This is a genomic window from Rhodococcus globerulus, from assembly GCF_019334125.1.
Lineage (GTDB): Bacteria > Actinomycetota > Actinomycetes > Mycobacteriales > Mycobacteriaceae > Rhodococcus_F > Rhodococcus_F globerula.
Genome location: NZ_CP079698.1, coordinates 1,945,681 through 1,963,498 on the forward strand (window position 1 = coordinate 1,945,681; position 17,818 = coordinate 1,963,498).

At 63.1% G+C, this 17,818-nt stretch carries 16 protein-coding genes; 6 read left to right on the plus strand and 10 right to left on the minus strand.

The window, feature by feature from the left end:
• The first annotated feature begins 12 nt into the window (after positions 1-12).
• The gene (locus KYT97_RS08895; protein ID WP_219112127.1) at positions 13-1,218 is read left to right on the plus strand and encodes an MFS transporter; all 1,206 of its coding nucleotides are present in this window, start codon (positions 13-15) and stop codon (positions 1,216-1,218) included.
• A gap of 8 nt (positions 1,219-1,226) precedes the next feature.
• On the opposite strand, the gene KYT97_RS08900 is transcribed toward KYT97_RS08895, so the two are convergent.
• Genes KYT97_RS08900 through KYT97_RS08910 form a run of 3 tightly spaced genes read right to left on the minus strand, consistent with a single transcriptional unit; the run spans position 1,227 to position 4,709 of the window.
• Positions 1,227-2,681, minus strand: coding sequence for an MFS transporter (locus tag KYT97_RS08900; protein WP_033231536.1), 1,455 nt, complete (start codon positions 2,679-2,681; stop codon positions 1,227-1,229).
• 40 nt (positions 2,682-2,721) lie between these two features.
• Positions 2,722-3,381 carry a response regulator gene (locus KYT97_RS08905; RefSeq protein ID WP_033231319.1) on the minus strand — a complete coding sequence of 220 codons (660 nt, stop codon included), beginning with the start codon at positions 3,379-3,381 and terminating at the stop codon, positions 2,722-2,724.
• Positions 3,378-4,709 (minus strand): ATP-binding protein, encoded by a 1,332-nt coding sequence (locus KYT97_RS08910; protein ID WP_045070767.1) that lies wholly within the window; start codon positions 4,707-4,709, stop codon positions 3,378-3,380. The genes KYT97_RS08905 and KYT97_RS08910 overlap by 4 nt, the downstream gene beginning before the upstream one ends.
• A gap of 93 nt (positions 4,710-4,802) precedes the next feature.
• On the opposite strand from KYT97_RS08910, the gene KYT97_RS08915 reads away from it, so the two are divergent.
• Together KYT97_RS08915 and KYT97_RS08920 are read left to right on the plus strand one after the other, a co-directional pair.
• On the plus strand, positions 4,803-6,131 hold the full coding sequence (locus tag KYT97_RS08915; protein WP_045070769.1) for a PspC domain-containing protein: 1,329 nt from the start codon (positions 4,803-4,805) through the stop codon (positions 6,129-6,131).
• Positions 6,131-6,367 carry a hypothetical protein gene (locus tag KYT97_RS08920; RefSeq protein WP_045070771.1) on the plus strand — a complete coding sequence of 79 codons (237 nt, stop codon included), beginning with the start codon at positions 6,131-6,133 and terminating at the stop codon, positions 6,365-6,367. The genes KYT97_RS08915 and KYT97_RS08920 overlap by 1 nt, the downstream gene beginning before the upstream one ends.
• Positions 6,368-6,437: 70 nt before the next feature.
• Here KYT97_RS08920 and guaA read toward each other — a convergent pair whose 3' ends face one another.
• The 4 genes from guaA to guaB form a co-directional block, all read right to left on the minus strand.
• The gene (guaA, locus tag KYT97_RS08925) at positions 6,438-8,009 is read right to left on the minus strand and encodes a glutamine-hydrolyzing GMP synthase (protein WP_033231323.1); all 1,572 of its coding nucleotides are present in this window, start codon (positions 8,007-8,009) and stop codon (positions 6,438-6,440) included.
• A 104-nt stretch (positions 8,010-8,113) separates the two neighbouring features.
• Positions 8,114-9,856 (minus strand): GMC oxidoreductase, encoded by a 1,743-nt coding sequence (locus KYT97_RS08930; RefSeq protein WP_033231324.1) that lies wholly within the window; start codon positions 9,854-9,856, stop codon positions 8,114-8,116.
• Positions 9,857-10,032: 176 nt separating this feature from the next.
• Positions 10,033-11,172 carry a GuaB3 family IMP dehydrogenase-related protein gene (locus KYT97_RS08935; protein ID WP_033231325.1) on the minus strand — a complete coding sequence of 380 codons (1,140 nt, stop codon included), beginning with the start codon at positions 11,170-11,172 and terminating at the stop codon, positions 10,033-10,035.
• Positions 11,173-11,213: 41 nt separating this feature from the next.
• Positions 11,214-12,737 (minus strand): IMP dehydrogenase, encoded by a 1,524-nt coding sequence (gene guaB / locus KYT97_RS08940; protein ID WP_033231537.1) that lies wholly within the window; start codon positions 12,735-12,737, stop codon positions 11,214-11,216.
• 245 nt (positions 12,738-12,982) lie between these two features.
• On the opposite strand from guaB, the gene KYT97_RS08945 reads away from it, so the two are divergent.
• Positions 12,983-13,387, plus strand: coding sequence for a DUF5319 domain-containing protein (locus KYT97_RS08945; RefSeq protein ID WP_033231326.1), 405 nt, complete (start codon positions 12,983-12,985; stop codon positions 13,385-13,387).
• Positions 13,388-13,505: 118 nt separating this feature from the next.
• Here KYT97_RS08945 and KYT97_RS08950 read toward each other — a convergent pair whose 3' ends face one another.
• The 3 genes from KYT97_RS08950 to KYT97_RS08960 form a co-directional block, all read right to left on the minus strand.
• Positions 13,506-14,435 carry an anti-sigma-D factor RsdA gene (locus tag KYT97_RS08950; protein WP_033231327.1) on the minus strand — a complete coding sequence of 310 codons (930 nt, stop codon included), beginning with the start codon at positions 14,433-14,435 and terminating at the stop codon, positions 13,506-13,508.
• Positions 14,428-15,006, minus strand: a complete 579-nt coding sequence (locus tag KYT97_RS08955; RefSeq protein WP_033231328.1) for a sigma-70 family RNA polymerase sigma factor — start codon at positions 15,004-15,006, stop codon at positions 14,428-14,430. Before KYT97_RS08955 ends, KYT97_RS08950 begins: the two co-directional genes overlap by 8 nt.
• A gap of 193 nt (positions 15,007-15,199) precedes the next feature.
• Complete coding sequence (locus KYT97_RS08960) at positions 15,200-16,021, minus strand: hypothetical protein (protein ID WP_233363583.1); 822 nt, start codon at positions 16,019-16,021, stop codon at positions 15,200-15,202.
• 581 nt (positions 16,022-16,602) lie between these two features.
• Here KYT97_RS08960 and KYT97_RS08965 point away from each other — a divergent pair.
• Positions 16,603-16,899, plus strand: a complete 297-nt coding sequence (locus tag KYT97_RS08965) for a WhiB family transcriptional regulator (protein WP_033231330.1) — start codon at positions 16,603-16,605, stop codon at positions 16,897-16,899.
• Positions 16,900-17,143: 244 nt separating this feature from the next.
• Positions 17,144-17,803 carry a fasciclin domain-containing protein gene (locus KYT97_RS08970; RefSeq protein WP_033231331.1) on the plus strand — a complete coding sequence of 220 codons (660 nt, stop codon included), beginning with the start codon at positions 17,144-17,146 and terminating at the stop codon, positions 17,801-17,803.
• Positions 17,804-17,818: the final 15 nt, after the last annotated feature.

Consider the following 17,818-nt stretch of genomic DNA (forward strand, 5'->3'; position numbering starts at 1 on the left):
GGGAGGCTCACCATGACTGAGGCGTCACGGTTGGAAAAATCGGTAGTCACACCGCGGGCATGGACGATGCTTGCCCTCGGTGTTGCCGCCCAAGCCGCCGGAACCGTCTTCGTCAGCACTCCCGCCTTCCTGATCCCACTCCTGCATTCCGAGCACGGTCTCTCACTGGCGCAGGCCGGAACTCTGGCTGCGGCGCCCACTTTCGGTATGGTCCTCACGCTCGTGGCCTGGGGAGCGTTGGCCGACAGATTCGGTGAAAAGTGGGTCATCTCGATCGGACTTGCCTTGACCGCCGTTGCGGCCCTGGCTGCCACCACCACCGACAATTACGCGTTGCTCGGTATCGCGTTCCTGTTCGGCGGCATGTCGGCCGCCAGCACCAACGCCGCCAGCGGACGCGTGGTTGTCGGCTGGTTTCCGAAGGACCGCCGCGGATTGGCGATGGGCATCCGGCAGATGTCCCAACCCTTGGGCGTCACCATCGCTTCGGTCACCGTTCCGACGCTGGCTGCGCACTCGGGAATCGGTTCGGCGGTTGCTCTGTCCGTGATTCTCAACGGCGCACTCGCAGTGGTCTGCGCACTTGCCCTGGTAAATCCCCCGCGGCCTGCCACCACCGCACAGGCACCCGTCGCGGCCGCCAACCCCTACCGTTCGAACTCCTTCCTGTGGCGTATCCACCTGGCGTCAGCTCTCCTGGTGTTTCCGCAGTTCACACTGTCGACATTCGGACTGGTCTGGCTGATCAACGAACAACACTGGGAAGCCGCCCCGGCCGGCCTGCTCATCGGAGCGTCACAGTTCGTCGGGGCGCTGGGACGCATCGTCGTCGGGATGTGGAGTGACCGCGCCGGTAGCCGGGTCGGCCCGCTTCGCCTGGTGTCGATGTCTGCCGCCGTTGTCATGCTGGCCATGGCTGCCGCCGACGCCGCCCCGTGGGGAATCCCGGCGTTGGTGCTGCTGATCGCCACCACTGTCAGTGTCGCGGACAACGGCTTGGCGTTCACGTCCGTCGCCGAAGCGGCCGGGCCTACCTGGCAGGGAAAAGCGTTGGGCGCTCAGAACACCGGACAATTCATTGCCGCGTCCGCCGTGGGGCCGGTGGTCGGCGCACTCATCGGTGTGGTCGGGTATCCCATCGCGTTTGCGATAGTCGCCGCCTTCCCCGCCGCGGCAATCCCGTTGGTACCGAGCCACGATCGAGATATCAGCGTCTAGTCCAGCGCCTAATCCTGGGCCCGACTCGGTTGTACCGCAGGCCCCGTCAGATCACAATGTGGTTTGCAGGCAACCGAATCCGTTTCCGGCATCGGCGGCGCCGCCGGAGCGCGGATCAGTACGGCCGCGATAGCCGCACCGAGCAACAGCAGTCCCACACAGATGTACATCGCGATCGTGAATCCGTCGGAGAACAGCGCCGGATCCGCCAGAGCTTCGGTGTTGATCCCCGCGATTCCCGGCAACGCGGCAACAGCCAGGAGCTGACTGGTTCGGGCAACGGCGTTGTTCACACCCGACGCAATTCCCGACTGCTCCACCGGAACCGACCCCAACACGGCCGCGGTCAGCGGCGCGACCATCACCGACAAACCCAGTCCGAACACGAGAACTCCGGGTAGCACGTCGGTGAGGTACGACGCGTCGACCCCGATCCTCGTCATCAACACCAATCCCACTGCAGCCACTGCCGGCCCGGCGGTCATCGGCAACCGGGGTCCGTGAATTTGCGCGTACCTACCGGCGCGCGAGGAAAAGAGCAATAGCGCCACCGTGATCGGCACCGTAGCGACCCCCGCTGCCACCGGCGAATAGCCCGCGACCAGCTGCAACTGCAGCACCAGCAGGAAGAACACACCGCCCAGCGCCGCGTATACCGCCAGAGTCACCAGATTGGCGGCGACAAACATTCTCGACCGGAACAGCGACGGCGGCACCACCGCACTCGGCGACCGTCGCTCCACAACGACAAACAGGCACAACACGAGAGCGCCGACCACTCCCGCGACCAGGTTCATCTCGATCAACCCGTAGGTCAACGCACCGAGACCGACTACCGCACAGGCAGATCCGAGTACATCCAGACGTTCCGGAGGATGCGGGTCGCGACTCTCCGGAACGTGCCGCACACTCGCCCACACGACAAGAGCAGCCAACGGCAAGTTCAGGAAGAACACCGACCGCCACCCGGCGACCTCCACGAGCCAGCCACCGAACAGCGGACCTATCGCTCCCGCAACTCCCCCGAGTCCAGACCACAAACCGATGGCAGCGCCCCGATCCTCCTCACGCAACGACGCCGAGATGATGGCCAGACTGCCCGGCGTCAGCAGTGCCGCACCCACGCCTTGCAGGATTCGCGCCACCACCAAAAATGTGATGTCGGGAGCAATGCCGCACAGCAGCGACGCCACCGCGAACCACACCGTGCCCCACACGAACACCCGGCGCCTACCCCACCGGTCCCCCAGAGCGCCGCCGAGCAGAATCAACGACGCCAGAGCCAACGTGTACCCGCTGAGCGTCCACTGCAGGCCCGCTACCCCGGAACCCAACTCCTCGCCGATGTGCGGCAGCGCGATGTTGACCACCGTGCCGTCGAGAAGAGCCATGCTCGAACCGAGAACCGTGGCGGCAACAACCCAACGCCCACGACTCGACGCCAGCGCCAGTGGTTCCGTCATGTGGTCCATGGTGCGCGTTCGTGGACGCTCGCGGAAGAGTTCAGTCGATCTGGCGGCGATGAGCCCAGCGTGTCAGCGCATTGCGATTGGACTGCTGGGTCTTTCGCAGGACGTTGGACGCATGCGTCTCGACGGTTTTCACGGAGATCACCAGCTCCTCCGCAATCTCGCGGTAGGTGTACCCCCGCGCGAGCAACCGCAGGACCTCGAGTTCACGGGGAGTCAGTGAATCGAGTTCCGGATCGAGTTGTGGTTCCGGTGCCGCGGATCGACCGGTGAAGGAGTCGAGCACAAAACCCGCCAGCCTGGGCCCGAAGACGGCGTCGCCGCCTGCGACCCGGCGGACACCGTCGGCCAGTTCGGCACCCGAAATCGTCTTGGTGACGTAGCCCCGAGCACCCGCCCGGATTACCGCGATTACGTCCTCAGCCGCATCGGAAACGCTGAGTGCCAAGCACACCGGACCGGAATCTATCCCGCGCAGCACAGCCACCCCGCCGCCGTCCGGCATGTGTACGTCGAGCAGGACCACGTGGGGTTTCGTGGAGTTGATCCCGGCGATCGCCTCGGCCACCCCACCGGCCTCACCGACAATCTCCATGTCGTCTTCACGGGACAATTCGGCCCGAACCCCGGAGCGGAACACCCCGTGATCGTCGACAAGGAATACGCGATACGGGGGTGTGGGCAAAACTGTCACTGGGGCGCTTCCTCCGGGTTGTCGACAAGGTCGGCGGGCTCGTCCCACTGTAAGTCAGAGTCGGTGCTCGTCTTGCCCCCGAGCGGCATGTGTACCCGGATTTCCGTCCCCTTGCCGATGGTGGAGCGAACCACGACGCGGCCACCACGACGCTCGATCCGGCCGCGAATCGACTTGGCCAGACCTTGACGGTCCTCTGGTACCGCGTCGACGTCGAATCCGACACCGCGATCTCGAACGAAGATGCTCACCTGATCACCTTCCACCTCGGCAAACAGGTTGATCTCCTTCTCGCCGGAGTGCTTCGCTGCGTTGACCAGAGCCTCACGCGTAGCGCCGAGAAGTGCGGTGAACGCTTCCTTCGGCAGACCGTCCTCGCCGTCCAACTGCACGTCACCCACCGTCACCGGACGCACCGTCACACCGTGCTGATCCTCCACCTCACCCGCGATGATCTTGAGCCCTTCGGTCAGGCTCGTGTGGTCGATCTCGCCGCCACTGAACAGCCACTTCCGAAGCTCGCGCTCCTGCCCACGGGCAAGCCGCGCCACTTCCACCGGATTGTCGGACTGCTTCTGGATCAACGCCAACGTCTGCAACACCGAATCATGCAGGTGTGACGCGATCTCTTCACGCTCGTCGTTGCGAATTCGAGCGGCCCGCTCAGCCCCGAGCGCCCGCCACATCCGCAACCACAACGGAACCGTCAGCAAACCGGCGCCGATCAACGTCACGACGACGGCCAACAACGACGACCGCAACGCGTCGATGTCGACTTGCGCCAACACCACGACCGCCAGCCCCAGCACGATCATCGATGCGCCGCCGACCACGCGCGTCCACGTCAGGACGGTCGGCCGCGCCGGCAACCCGATGACGGTACGAGGGCCTTCGGAATCGAACTCCCGCCACACCAGTGCCGCACCGACCGCAACAACAAAAAACGGCGCCAGAACAGAACCCGCCGTGCCGCTGAACAACCACGACAACGCCGCCGCGCCGCCCAGACCGAGAACGGCCAGACCGTAAGCACGCTGTCGCTCTGCCGCGCTCGGCTTCTCGGTGTCGGTACCCGCCGACACGAAAACCCAGAGAATTCCGTACGCGACGATGCCCGCACCGGCCATCGCAGCCAGAATCGCAAACGCGACACGGACCTTCAGCGCGTCGATACCAAGGTGATCCGCGATACCGCCGGCAACACCACCCACAATTCGACCGCCGGAGCGCCGCTCCAACTTTCGTATCGGCAGCGGCGCACTCACGAGCGCGGGATCAGACACAGATTGCACATAGTCGATACTGGCACGAACCCTGCTCGAGCACATCAGGGTCCAACCCTGAAGTCAGGCCAGAAGCGCGCCAAAGATCAGGGTTCACCCCTGATGCGGCAACACCCCCGAACACACCACGATGGAGCCATGAGTAATCCGACCTTCCAGGAACAGATCAACGATCTGTGGCGGACCCGCCCCGTGCGTCTACCGGACCAGGGTCACGTTGCCGGCGTATGCGCAGGAATCGGATACCGATACGGTGTCGACCCGATCCTCGTGCGCGTTGCCTTTGTCATCTCCACCATCTTCGGCGGCTCGGGAATCTTGCTGTACGTCGTGGCCTGGCTGACTTTCCCGCGCGCAGACATCGGCCAAACCGCAGCGGCGCCGGGTCGTCGCCACCGCTCGGACAAGCACACCAAAACCATCGTCCTGGTGGTAGCCCTCGCTATCGCCGCGACTACGATCGGTCCGCTCGGCGCCGGCCAGGGCGGTTCGGGACTGATCGGCGTCATGCTGATGCTCGGCGGCCTGTGGCTGCTCTACCAACGCCAACCTGTCCCACCGGTGCTGCCACCTTCGTCCACTCAGCACATCGGCGCCGGAACGGTCTATCCCGGAACAGGATTCACCCCGGGACCATTCACCCCGGGATACTTCGCCCCGAACCAGCCGCCGACGTACACGCCGTACACCAAGCTTCCCGACAGCTACGTTCCCACGGATCCGGCCGCAGCAACTTCGTCATCGGAATCGGCACCAGCAGTTGATCTTTCGAAGAGCGAGCCCGCCATCACGCCGCCCGCGTGGGACCCGCTCGGCGTTGCTCCCTTCGCCTGGGATCTACCCGACCCCGTGACCAAGAACCCTCCCCTGCTACCGCTTCCGCCTCGCCGTCGACGCTCCCGCTGGACCCTGACCGTCCTGGGCCTGGCGATCATCGCCGCCACCGCAGTCGGTGCCGCAGGCGCAGCAACCGGCAACGACTGGTTCACCCCCGGCCGTGTCGGGGCAGTCGGACTTGCCGTGATCGCACTCGGATTGATCTTCGGGGCGTTCTTCCGCAAGGGATACGGGCTGCTGATCGTCACCGGACCGCTCGTCGGCTTCGTGATCCTCGCGTCGCTGGTTTACCCGCTCGAGTTCGACGCGTCAGGTGAGCAGAAGTGGACACCGGCCAGCGTGTCCGAGATTCAGTCCTCGTACTCCGGCGGCTTCGGCAGCTTCACACTGGATCTGAGCGAGGTCACCTTCACCGAGGACAAGACCATCGACGTCTCGGCGGCATTCGGCGAGTTCAAGGTATTGCTGCCGCCGACGGTCAAGGCACAGAACGACTGCACAGTCGTGATGGGTGACGGATCCCGTTGCCTCGACGGTGGAGTCCACGCCGGCGCAGCGGCCGGACCTGATGCCCCCACCGTGACGATCAACGCCAAAGCCACATTCGGAGCCTTGGAGGTACACCAGTAATGAGCGACTACGACGACATCGGCAACAGCACCGAAGAACACGAGGAAACCTCGAAATCCAAGCGTCCGTCCGCACTTCTGCTCATCGCGGGAATCGCGGCATTCCTGGTCAGCGGATGGGCACTACTCGGACCCTTCTCCCTTGCCCCGGCAGCAGACATTCAATTCCGGTGGCTGTTCGTGGGAGCAGCAGTCATCGCCGGCCTACTGCTGGTGATTCTGCCGAACCGCAAATAGCTCGAACCACAAATAACACTGTGCGCCTTCATCAACCGCGGTCGGTTGACGAAGGCGCACAGCAATCAGCTCACTCCCACTCGATCGTTCCCGGCGGCTTGCTCGTCACGTCGAGAACAACGCGGTTGACGTCCGGAACCTCATTGGTGATGCGCGTGGAAATGCGCTCGAGGGTCTCGTACGGCAAGCGCGTCCAGTCTGCGGTCATCGCGTCTTCACTCGAGACCGGACGCAAGACGATCGGGTGGCCGTAGGTCCGGCCGTCGCCCTGCACGCCCACGCTGCGCACGTCGGCGAGGAGGACAACCGGGCACTGCCAGATCGTTCCGTCGAGGCCTGCGGACGTGAGTTCTTCACGCGCAATGGAATCCGCCTGGCGGAGGATTTCGAGGCGGTCACGGGTGACCTCGCCGATGATGCGGATACCAAGGCCCGGTCCGGGGAACGGCTGGCGTCCGACGATCTCTTCCGGCAAGCCGAGTTCGCGGCCGACTGCGCGGACCTCGTCCTTGAACAACAGGCGCAGCGGTTCGACCAGCTTGAACTGCAGATCTTCCGGCAGGCCGCCGACGTTGTGGTGGCTCTTGATGTTTGCGGTGCCGGTGCCGCCACCGGACTCCACGACGTCCGGGTACAGGGTGCCCTGAACGAGGAAGTCGACAGTTGCGCCCTGAGAAGCGTTCTCGCCCAGGACATCGCTGACAGCGCCTTCGAAGCTGCGGATGAATTCGCGGCCGATGATCTTGCGCTTGGTTTCGGGATCGGTGACGCCGGCCAGTTCACCGATGAAGGTGTCGGCGGCGTCGACCGTGATCAGGCGAGCGCCCGTCGCGGCAACAAAGTCCTTCTCGACCTGGGTGCGCTCACCGGCACGCATCAGACCGTGATCGACGAACACACAGGTCAACCGGTCGCCGATAGCGCGCTGAACCAATGCAGCCGCAACAGCGGAGTCGACTCCACCGGACAGACCACAGATGGCGTGTCCGTCGCCGACCTGCTCACGCACCTGCTCGATGAGCGCGTCGGCGATGTTGGACGCCGTCCACGCTGCCGGAATACCGGCGATCTCGTGCAGGAAGCGGCTCAAAACCTGCTGTCCGTGCGGGGAATGCAGAACCTCGGGGTGGTACTGAACGCCGGCGAGCTTGCGGGCGCGATCCTCGAACGCTGCGACGGGAGCGCCGTCACTGGTCGCGGTGACCTCGAATCCCGAAGGCGCTTCGGTGACGGCGTCGCCGTGGCTCATCCACACCGGCTGCGTCGCGGGAAGTCCGTCGTGGAGCAGGCCACCGGACACCGAGATGTCGGTACGACCGTATTCACGGGTGCCGGTCTCGGCCACGGTGCCGCCGAGAGCTCCGGCCATCGCCTGGAATCCGTAGCAGATGCCGAACACCGGAATGTCGTGGTCGAACAGTGCCGGATCGAGCTTCGGAGCGCCGTCGGCATACACGCTGGACGGCCCGCCGGAGAGCACCACAGCCAAGGGCTTCTTGGCCACGATCTCCTCGACGGTCATGGTGTGCGGAATCACCTCCGAGTAGACCTTGGCCTCACGGACTCGACGTGCGATCAGCTGCGCGTACTGCGCACCGAAGTCGACGACAAGAACTGGTCTCTGCTGCTCGATATCTGCCACACGTGCAGTCTAATCGCCCCAGCTAGCGAACCTGCGCACCCCCGGACTCTGCGCAGCATACGAGAGTCCGGGGGCGACGAAGATCACCTCGCTACGCCACAGTGTTATGCCACTCCGGGCGCTGCCGTCTTCTTTCCGCCCGTGATCTTCACAATCGGAAGAACCAGTGCCGCCGGTGCCGACGCCGGTACCACCGGCGACTTGGGGGCGATCGGAGTCAACCGCTCGTAGCCACTGCCCTGAGCTGGACGAAGGTCTGCCTCCCCCTTGTTCGGCCAAAGCGACGCCGCACGCTCAGCCTGCGCCGCGATGGTCAGCGACGGGTTCACGCCGAGGTTCGCGGACACCGCGGCACCGTCGACGACGCTGAGCGTCGGATAGCCGAAGACGCGGTGATACGGATCGATCACGCCGCGGTCAGCGTCCTCGGCGATAGCGCAACCGCCGAGGAAGTGCGCTGTCAGCGGGACGTTGAAGATCTCGCCCCACGTGCCACCGGCAACGCCGTCGATCTTCTCGGCAACCCGACGCGTCGCGTCGTTGCCCTCGGGGATCCACGTCGGATTCGGCTGACCGTGGCCCTGCTTGCTGGTGACCTTGCGACGGCCGAACAGGCCTTTCTTCGTGTACGTGGTGATGGAGTTGTCGAGGTTCTGCATGACCAGGGCGATGATGGTTCGCTCGCTCCAGTCCTTGACCGTGAGCATGCGCAGCATCTGATACGGATTCTTCGCGACCACACCGAGGAACTTGACCCACCGTGGCTTGTCTCCACCGCCGTCGGTCATCAGAGTCTGCAGCAGGCCCATCGCATTGGAACCCTTGCCGTAGCGAACCGGCTCGATATGCGTGTCCTCGCTGGGGTGGAACGACGACGTGATCGCAACTCCGTGCGTGAGATCGAGATTGGGATCGACCTTGTATTTGCCTGCGCCGACAATGGATTCGGAGTTGGTGCGCGTGAGTTCGCCCAGTGTGCCGGACAGCTTTGGTAGCGCTCCGGTGTCCTTCATGTCGAACAACAAGTGCTGCGTTCCCCAGGTTCCGGCCGCGAGAATCACATGAGCGGCGGTGTACGTCCGACGGTTCTTGCGCGCGTATGCACCGGTGCGCTCGGTGAACACATCCCACGTGCCGTCATGGTGCTCGCGAAGTCCCGAGACGGTGGTCATGGGAATGATGTCGGCGCCCGCGGTCTCGGCCAAGCCGAGGTAGTTCTTGAGGAGCGTGTTCTTGGCGCCGTGGCGGCAGCCGGTCATGCACTCGCCACACTCGATGCACCCGGTGCGCTCGGGACCGACACCACCGAAGTACGGGTCGGCGGCTTTCTTGCCCGGCTCACCGAAGTACACCCCGACCGGCGTCTGAATGAAGGTGTCCCCGACGCCCATGTCGTCTGCGACCGACTTCATGATCTCGTCGGCCGGCGTCATGTGTGGGTTCCGCACAACACCGAGCATCTTCTGCGCCTGCTCGTAGTAGGGAGTGAGCTCGCTGCGCCAATCGGTGATGTGCGCCCACTGCTTGTCCTGGAAGAACGGCTCCGGCGGCTGGTAGAGCGTGTTCGCGTAGTTCAGCGAACCACCGCCCACTCCCGCGCCGGCCAGAATCAAGCAGTCGCGCAGCAGGTGAACCCGCTGAATACCGAAGCAACCCAGCTTGGGCGCCCACAAGAACTTCTTCAGATCCCAGCTCGTCTTCGCGAACTCTGCATCGGCGTACCGTCGGCCCGCTTCGATGACACCTACCTTGTAGCCCTTCTCCACAAGGCGAAGCGCGCTCACGCTTCCGCCGAATCCGGATCCGACAATCAGGACGTCGTAATCCGTCGCGCGTTGCTTGCCCATCAGGACACCTCCACCGTGAAAACGTAGTTACCCGTCAGTATGCACCCGAATGCTGTGACTGCCACCACAAGGGTGCCCTAAGCGTAACCATAAGTATCACCAACGCGCGAAAGTCCTGAACATAGACCTGTGGCCCTGACTTCCCATAGGAAGCCAGGGCCACAGATGCAGACAAATCAGGCGCGGACTGTCAGTCCGACCTTCTGGAACTCCTTGAGAGTGGAGTAGCCGGCCTTTGCCATGGAACGACGCAAACCGCCGACGAAGTTCAGCGAACCGTACGGATCGTCGGACGGCCCGGCCAGAACCTTGTCCAGCGAAGGCCGCTCGCCGTAGGAAACCGGAAGGAGCGCGCCACGAGGAACCGAAGGGTGCGCAGCAGCGGACGGCCAGTACCAACCGCCGCCTGCAGCTTCAGCCGACACAGCCAACGGCGTGCCGAGAACAGCAGCGTCCGCGCCGCACGCGATCGCCTTTGCCAGGTCACCAGACGTAGCGATGTCACCGTCGGCGATGACGTGGACGTAACGCCCACCCGTCTCGTCGAGGTAGTCGCGGCGAGCCGCAGCGGCATCGGCGATAGCGGTAGCCATCGGCACCCCGATACCCAGAACCTCACCCGTCGTGGTTGCACCCTCGGAAGATCCGTAGCCGACGATGACGCCCGCCGCACCGGTCCGCATCAAGTGCAGCGCCGTGCGGTGGTCACTCACACCACCGGCGATAACCGGAACGTCGAGCTCGGAGATGAACGTCTTGAGGTTGAGCGGCTCTTCCTCCGTGCGCACGACATGCTCGGCGGAGATGATCGTGCCGTGAACGACCAGCAGGTCGATTCCGGCCTTGACCAGTGCCGGCGTCAGGGCCCGCGCATTCTGCGGGCTGACGCGAACCGCCGTCGTGACCCCCGCGTCACGAACCTGTGCGACCGCTGCTGCCAGCAATTCCGCCTGCAACGGCGCCGCATGCAGTTCCTGCAGGTAGCGGATCGCGGCGTCGACGCCACCGTCGGTTTCGGCGATCTCGACAAGACGAGCCAGCTTGGCCTCGACATCGGCATGACGGCCCCACAGGCCCTCGCCGTTGATGACGCCGAGCCCGCCGCGCTTGCCCAATTCGATTGCGAACGTCGGCGAGACCAACGCGTCCGTCGGGTGAGCGAGGATGGGAATGTCGAACCTGTACGCGTCGATCTGCCACGTCGTCGACACCTCCTTCGACGAACGAGTCCGCCGGGAGGGAACGATGTTCACATCGTCCAGTTCGTAGGTACGACGGGCCGTACGACCCATTCCGATTTCAACGAGGTCGCGCACGCGCGCCCCTTTCTCGTGACTGGTGAACTAGCGAACTGAACTTAGCGGGCAGCGTAATTGGGCGCTTCGACCGTCATGGTGATGTCGTGCGGGTGGCTTTCCTTGAGTCCCGCAGCCGTGATCTGGACGAACTGAGCGTTCTGGAGATGCTCGATCGTCGCAGAGCCCGTGTAACCCATTGCCGCACGCAAACCGCCGGTGAGCTGATGCGTCACCTGCGAGAGTGGTCCGCGGAACGGAACACGACCCTCGATGCCTTCCGGAACCAACTTGTCCTCGGAGAGAACGTCGTCCTGGAAGTAGCGATCCTTGGAGTACGACTTGGCCTCACCGCGCGACTGCATCGCGCCCAGTGAGCCCATACCGCGATAGCTCTTGAACTGCTTGCCGCCCACCAGGATCAGTTCACCCGGCGATTCGGCCGTACCGGCAAGGAGCGAGCCGAGCATGGCCGTCGACGCACCGGCGGCAAGCGCCTTGGCGATGTCGCCGGAGAACTGCAGACCACCGTCGGCGATCACGGGAATGCCGAGAGGCTTGCATGCCGCGACCGCTTCGAGGATGGCCGTGACCTGGGGAGCACCGACGCCGGCAATGACACGGGTCGTGCAGATTGAACCGGGACCAACGCCGACCTTGACGGCATCGACGCCTGCGTTGACGAGTGCCAATGCACCCGAGCGCGTAGCGACGTTGCCACCGATGATCTGAACCCGCTCGCCCAATTCGTGCTTGAGCTTGACGATCATGTCGAGAACATTGGACGAATGCCCGTGTGCACTGTCCACCACCAGCACGTCCACACCGGCGTCGGTAAGCGCCATCGCACGCTGGAAGGCATCGTCGCCCGCACCGACCGCAGCACCGACGAGCAGACGACCGTCACGGTCCTTGGTGGCAAACGGATGCTGTTCGGTCTTGACGAAGTCCTTGACCGTGATCAGGCCCGTGAGCTTGCCGTTCCCGTCCACGATCGGAAGCTTCTCGATCTTGTGACGGCGAAGCAGACCAAGCGCGACGTCAGCGGTGACGCCCTCTTGCGCTGTGATCAACGGCATCTTGGTCATGATCTCGGCGACCGGACGATTCTGGTCGACCTCGAAACGCATGTCACGGTTCGTGACGATGCCGACCAACTGTCCGGCGTCGTCGGTGACCGGCAGACCCGAGATGCGGAAGCGAGCGCACTTCGCGTCGACCTCACCCATCGTGTCCGACGGCTTACACGTGACCGGATCGGTGACCATGCCGGCCTCCGAACGCTTGACGGTCTCGACCTGACCGGCCTGGACCTCCACGGACGAATTGCGGTGCAGAACGCCCATTCCGCCCGCGCGGGCCATGGCAATGGCCATCCGCGACTCGGTGACCGTGTCCATCGCCGAACTGACCAACGGGATTCGCAGACGGATATCGCGGGTCAGCTGACTCGACGTATCGACCTGGCTCGGAATGACATCGGACGCTGCAGGCAACAGCAGTACGTCGTCGTATGTCAGCCCGAGCATCGCGACCTTGTTGGGGTCGTCTCCTCCGGTGTGTACATGCCCTGCAGAACTAGTCATGCGGTCAGGACCCTCCATGGACCTAGATTCGCCTTTTCGGTAGCCGCTGTAACAGCTGCCTCGAAGCGGATTACGAAAGCTGGATATCGGATAGAAGGCACCTGCACAGAAAGATATTCCTGGCACCTTTTCCCGGCGTTGAACACCATGGTATCGGGCCGCACATTGGTCCGAACCATCCCACCCACGCTGCAAGTACGCGTAACGAGTGGCGCTGACCCCCCTGACCTGCGTACCGTGGTGCTGTGCGTGATCAACTGCCTCCCGGTCTGCCGCCAGATCCCTTTGCCGGCGACCCCGCTGACCCTTCCGCGGCACTCGATGCCATCGAGCCGGGTCAACCACTCGACCCCCAAGAACGGCAGGCAGTCGAGGAAGATCTCGCTGACCTCGCCGTATACGAGGCTCTCCTCGCTCATCGTGGCATCCGCGGCCTCGTGGTGTGCTGCGAGGACTGCCAACAGGACCACTACCACGACTGGGACATGTTGCGGGCAAACCTGCTTCAACTCCTCGTCGACGGCACGGTTCGGCCTCACGAACCCGCCTACGATCCCATGCCTGAGGCATATGTCACGTGGGACTACTGCCGTGGATACGCCGACGCATCCATGAACGAAGCGATGCACGGCGACGGATTCGACGCCTGACACACTGACAACAGTGGGCCGGCAAGCATTACGCTTGCCGGCCCACTGTTTTTGATTCCGTTGCTACTGAACTACGTTGCTACTGATTTACGTTGCTGCCTAACAGGTCTCGCGACGCTCAGGACGGCGTGTTCACATTCGGCGACGTTGTTGTCGTCCTCGACGAGGACGGGGTAGTTGTCGTCGGCAACGTTGTCGTTGTTGTCGTCGTCGGGTTCGCCGACGGACTCGGGACTGTTGACGACGGCGCAACTATCGCTGGGTTGGGCGTCGATGTCGTCGGATTGGTACCCGGCAACTCCAGATCCGAGGTCGGGCCAGGCAGAACGGGAATCGACGTCACCGGCGGGGGCTCGAGCGTTGTCAGCCCGTCAGTTGTGGTCAACGGCGGCGGCGCAGCCTGAGTAGTTGTTTCCTGAACCTGGGTCATCAACTTGCCCCAGCGTTCTACGAGATCCGTCTTCGCCTGCGAATCCTTCACAGCACCGGCACGCTGGGCAGCGTTGTCCAGAACCTTCTTCGCTTCGGGAATATCCCCGGCGGCCAACAACCGCTCAGCCTTCTCGAGCTCGGACGTGGTGTCGATCTTCGCGACTGTCGAATTAGCTTCTTCCGTGAAGACAACCTGCTTCACACCCCACAGTGCGTCGCCCGGTTCAGCCCCGTACGTGAGCATCGAGCCGCCACCGATCACCACCGCTGCGACAGCTGCCGCAGCGGCAACGGGGCGCAGTAGACGAAGACGTGAACGAGAACGTTCGCGATCGGCAATGCTGGGGGGCGCCGATTCGATCGCTGCGATCACATCGTCGAGAAGTGGGCCCTCCGGCATCGGGGTCGACACGACGTCATCGCGCCACTTCGACAGAATCAACGCCAGTTCGTACTGCTCAGTGCTATCGGTTGCTACCGGCCCACCATGGGAAATTGCCTCGATCAGCGCGTCGTCGCGCCGAACCGCAGCCAGATCCACCGGTGCACCGTCGTCGGCGAGACCGGCTGTGAGGTCATCGAGATCGGAAGAATCACGATTCTCGTCTCTAGCCATAGCTCTCACCCGCTTTCGTTACTACTTTTTTCAGTTTCGCGATCGCCCTGTGCTGGGCGACTCGTACAGCTCCGGCGGTACTCCCGACGGCGGCGGCCGTTTCTTCAGCCGACAGTCCGACAACCAACCGGAGAATCAAGATCTCTCGATGCTTCTCCGGCAAGGTGCCGAGCAGTTCCTGCATGTGCCGGCTGGATTCCGAATCGAGCGCTCGCTGCTCGGGTCCATCGTCAAGTGCAATTACATCCGGTACTTCGGCTACGGGCTCCGACTTGTTACGGGCGGAGCTTCGATGGGCGTCAGCAACCTTGTGTGCAGCAATGCCGTACACAAAAGCCATGAAGGGGCGTCCCTGATCTTGATAACGCGGCAACGCGGTCATCACGGCGAGACACACCTCCTGCGCGACATCGTCGGCCGACAAGTGGCCTCTCTCCGCCGCACCCACCCGACCACGGCAATAGCGCACCACCATGGGTCGAATGTTTTCCAAAACCAAAGCTAGAGCTGTACGGTCGCCCTGCGCTGCAGCGGCGACCGCGGAGTCCAACTCATCGCTCGTATTTGTCATCGTCAGCGAAAATCCTGGCGTTACAGTGGCACTTCCCGAGCGGGTGTGCTTCCACTAACAGCGGAACCCTCTAAGAGTAACCATCCAGACCGACTGGTCCGCGCAGGCCTGGCCCGCCGCGGCAATGTTTCGACGTGTACAACTCGTCGGCTACCGCGTGGCACACCTCACAGAGGCATATCGGTGGCGCACCTCACAGGGACAGTTCACGGAACACTCCCCCGCGTGCCGCAACCGCAGCGCCGAGTGCGGCCGAATTCGGTGTCGTGGGGCTCCCGCTCACACCCTCGATCAGCATCGACGACGCCCACGCCAACGGTAGTAATCCAGACGAACGACACTCATCGAACACTTCACCTGCAAGCATTGCCGCCTGCCCCGGATCGAAACCTGTGAGCGCAGCGCATCGCAAAAGGTCCGACTTGACCTTGTGCCTGAGCGAATCACCACCGGCGGCGAGTTCGACAGCGCGTTCAGCGTGTCGAAGCGCCGGCGTGAAATCACCGGAAGCGAGCGCAAGTTCAGCCGAGACCCACTCGAGCCTGATCACCTGACGCCACAACCGCGCCGACTCACCTTCCAGACGGTTGATCTGCTCCGCGCAGCGCTCGAGCAGGCGCCATCCCAGCGCCAGGCGGCCCTGACCGAGAGCGTCGGCTGCAAGGCCGGTCAACGCGTCACAAGCGGCAGCGACCAACTCGGGAGAGTCACCTCGTCCGGCGACAATGGCAAGAGCACGTCCGTCGTCGTACGACGCCTTCGCGTGCCAGCCCGTTTGCCGCAGGAATGACGCCCGCGTGCTTGCGGACAACGAGGCATACACACAGTCGCCATCTGCGGCCAGGCCGGCGGTGCGCCGATCCACGACGTTCAAGGCGGCACGCGCCTGCGCATACCGCCCCTGACCACCGAGTGCGACGGCGCTCAACCACCACTCCTCGATGGTTGCCGGAGCGGAAAGCGGCGCAAGTCCGGGCTCTGTCCCGAATGCCACGGACTGAAGAGTTGTCGACACGGTCAAATCATTGCAGTGCCCTCGACCACAGATCGCCGCGAGGGGACCGCAGGATGCAACACCCGTGATTCCGGAGCCATTCACCAAATGTTCAACTGAAATTGAAACTTTCATTTTCTTGAATTATTAACGAATGCATATCCATTAGGTTAACTGCGGGTTACCTAATGGACAAACGTCCAAAGTGCGAATTGGGAACTTAGTCCCAATTCAGTCATTCGAAGGTCGCGCTAGAACGCCGACAATCACAGACGGCCACGAGCGATTCCGCTTTGTCCATAATACGAATACTCCCCCTGATCTGCCACTTCAGACGAGGAATATCTGCAGAACTTTACACATCACTCCACACTGTCAACTATTCGGCAACGGATCACTTACACACGAGGTGGTCGAAATGTAAATATTTCTCTCGTTAAATCTTGCTTTGCGAGATATGCCGCTCACCACTCATCGAGGCTATTGACGCGATTTACTCAGCACCCTTACGGTTAGCAAGCGTGAACGATAGAAAGCCCGGATAATCTTCGGGCTACTTGGTCCGCTCGTTGATCACGACGAGCTTGCAGTAAGGAGTCAACATGCCTGCACCTAATCATCTTCCCGGGCCGAACGCAGACATCTGGGACTGGCAGATGCACGGACTGTGCCGCGGAGTCGACTCCTCGATGTTCTTTCACCCGGACGGCGAACGCGGACGAGCCCGAGCGCAACGCGAAACACGAGCCAAGGAAATGTGCCACCAGTGCCCGGTTCTCATTCAGTGCCGCTCTCACGCACTGACCGTCTCCGAGCCGTACGGCATCTGGGGCGGGATGTCGGAAACCGAACGCGAGCTGTATGCACGCCACCGCCGGAACGGCCGCCTGGCGTCGTAAATCCTCGTAGGTAGAACCAAGCCTCCTCCCCTTCGCTTGCACAGCACAGCACTGCACTGCACAACCTGCTTACCCCGCAGACCGAGACCAGAGAGCCCCCGACGACCTCGGGGGCTTTCTCGTGTCCCGAGGTCTTTTCGTGTCTCGAGGTCTTTTCGTGTCTCGACCCATCCACCTCACTGCTGACTCCGAATGCCTTGTACGGAACGTGCACACCGGCACTTCATCTACGGAAGGCAGACCCATGAACACCTCCACTCGAGTTCTGGCAGTCACGGCAGCAGCGTCATTCGCACTTGTCGGCATTGTCGGTTGTTCATCCGACAGCGATGATTCGTCGGATGCCACGTCCAGCGCTGCGACGACAACGTCGAGCATGTCGATGTCGACGACCAGTGCAATGGCAGACCCCGCATCGGATCTCGTCGGGGCAGGTTGCGCGGACTACGCAGCGGCAGTGCCGACCGGCGCCGGCTCGGTCAGCGGAATGGCGCAGGACCCGGTCGTGACAGCCGCGTCGAACAATCCGCTCCTCACCACACTGACCGCTGCTGTATCCGGTCAGCTCAATCCGGACGTCAATCTGGTCGACACCCTCAACGGTGGTGAGTTCACCGTCTTCGCTCCCGTCGACGCCGCCTTCGCGAAAATCGACCCGGCCACAATCGACAGCCTCAAGACCGACAGCGCAACACTGACGAAGATCCTCACCTATCACGTGGTTCCCGGTCAGATCGCTCCCGCCGATATCGACGGCACCCACACCACCGCCGAAGGTGGAACGGTCACCGTCACCGGATCGGGCGACGACATCAAGGTCAATGACGCAACCGTCCTCTGTGGTGGCGTCAAGACCGCAAATGCCACCGTCTACCTCATCGATTCGGTGTTGATGCCGCAGTAATCCCCCTTGCTGTGC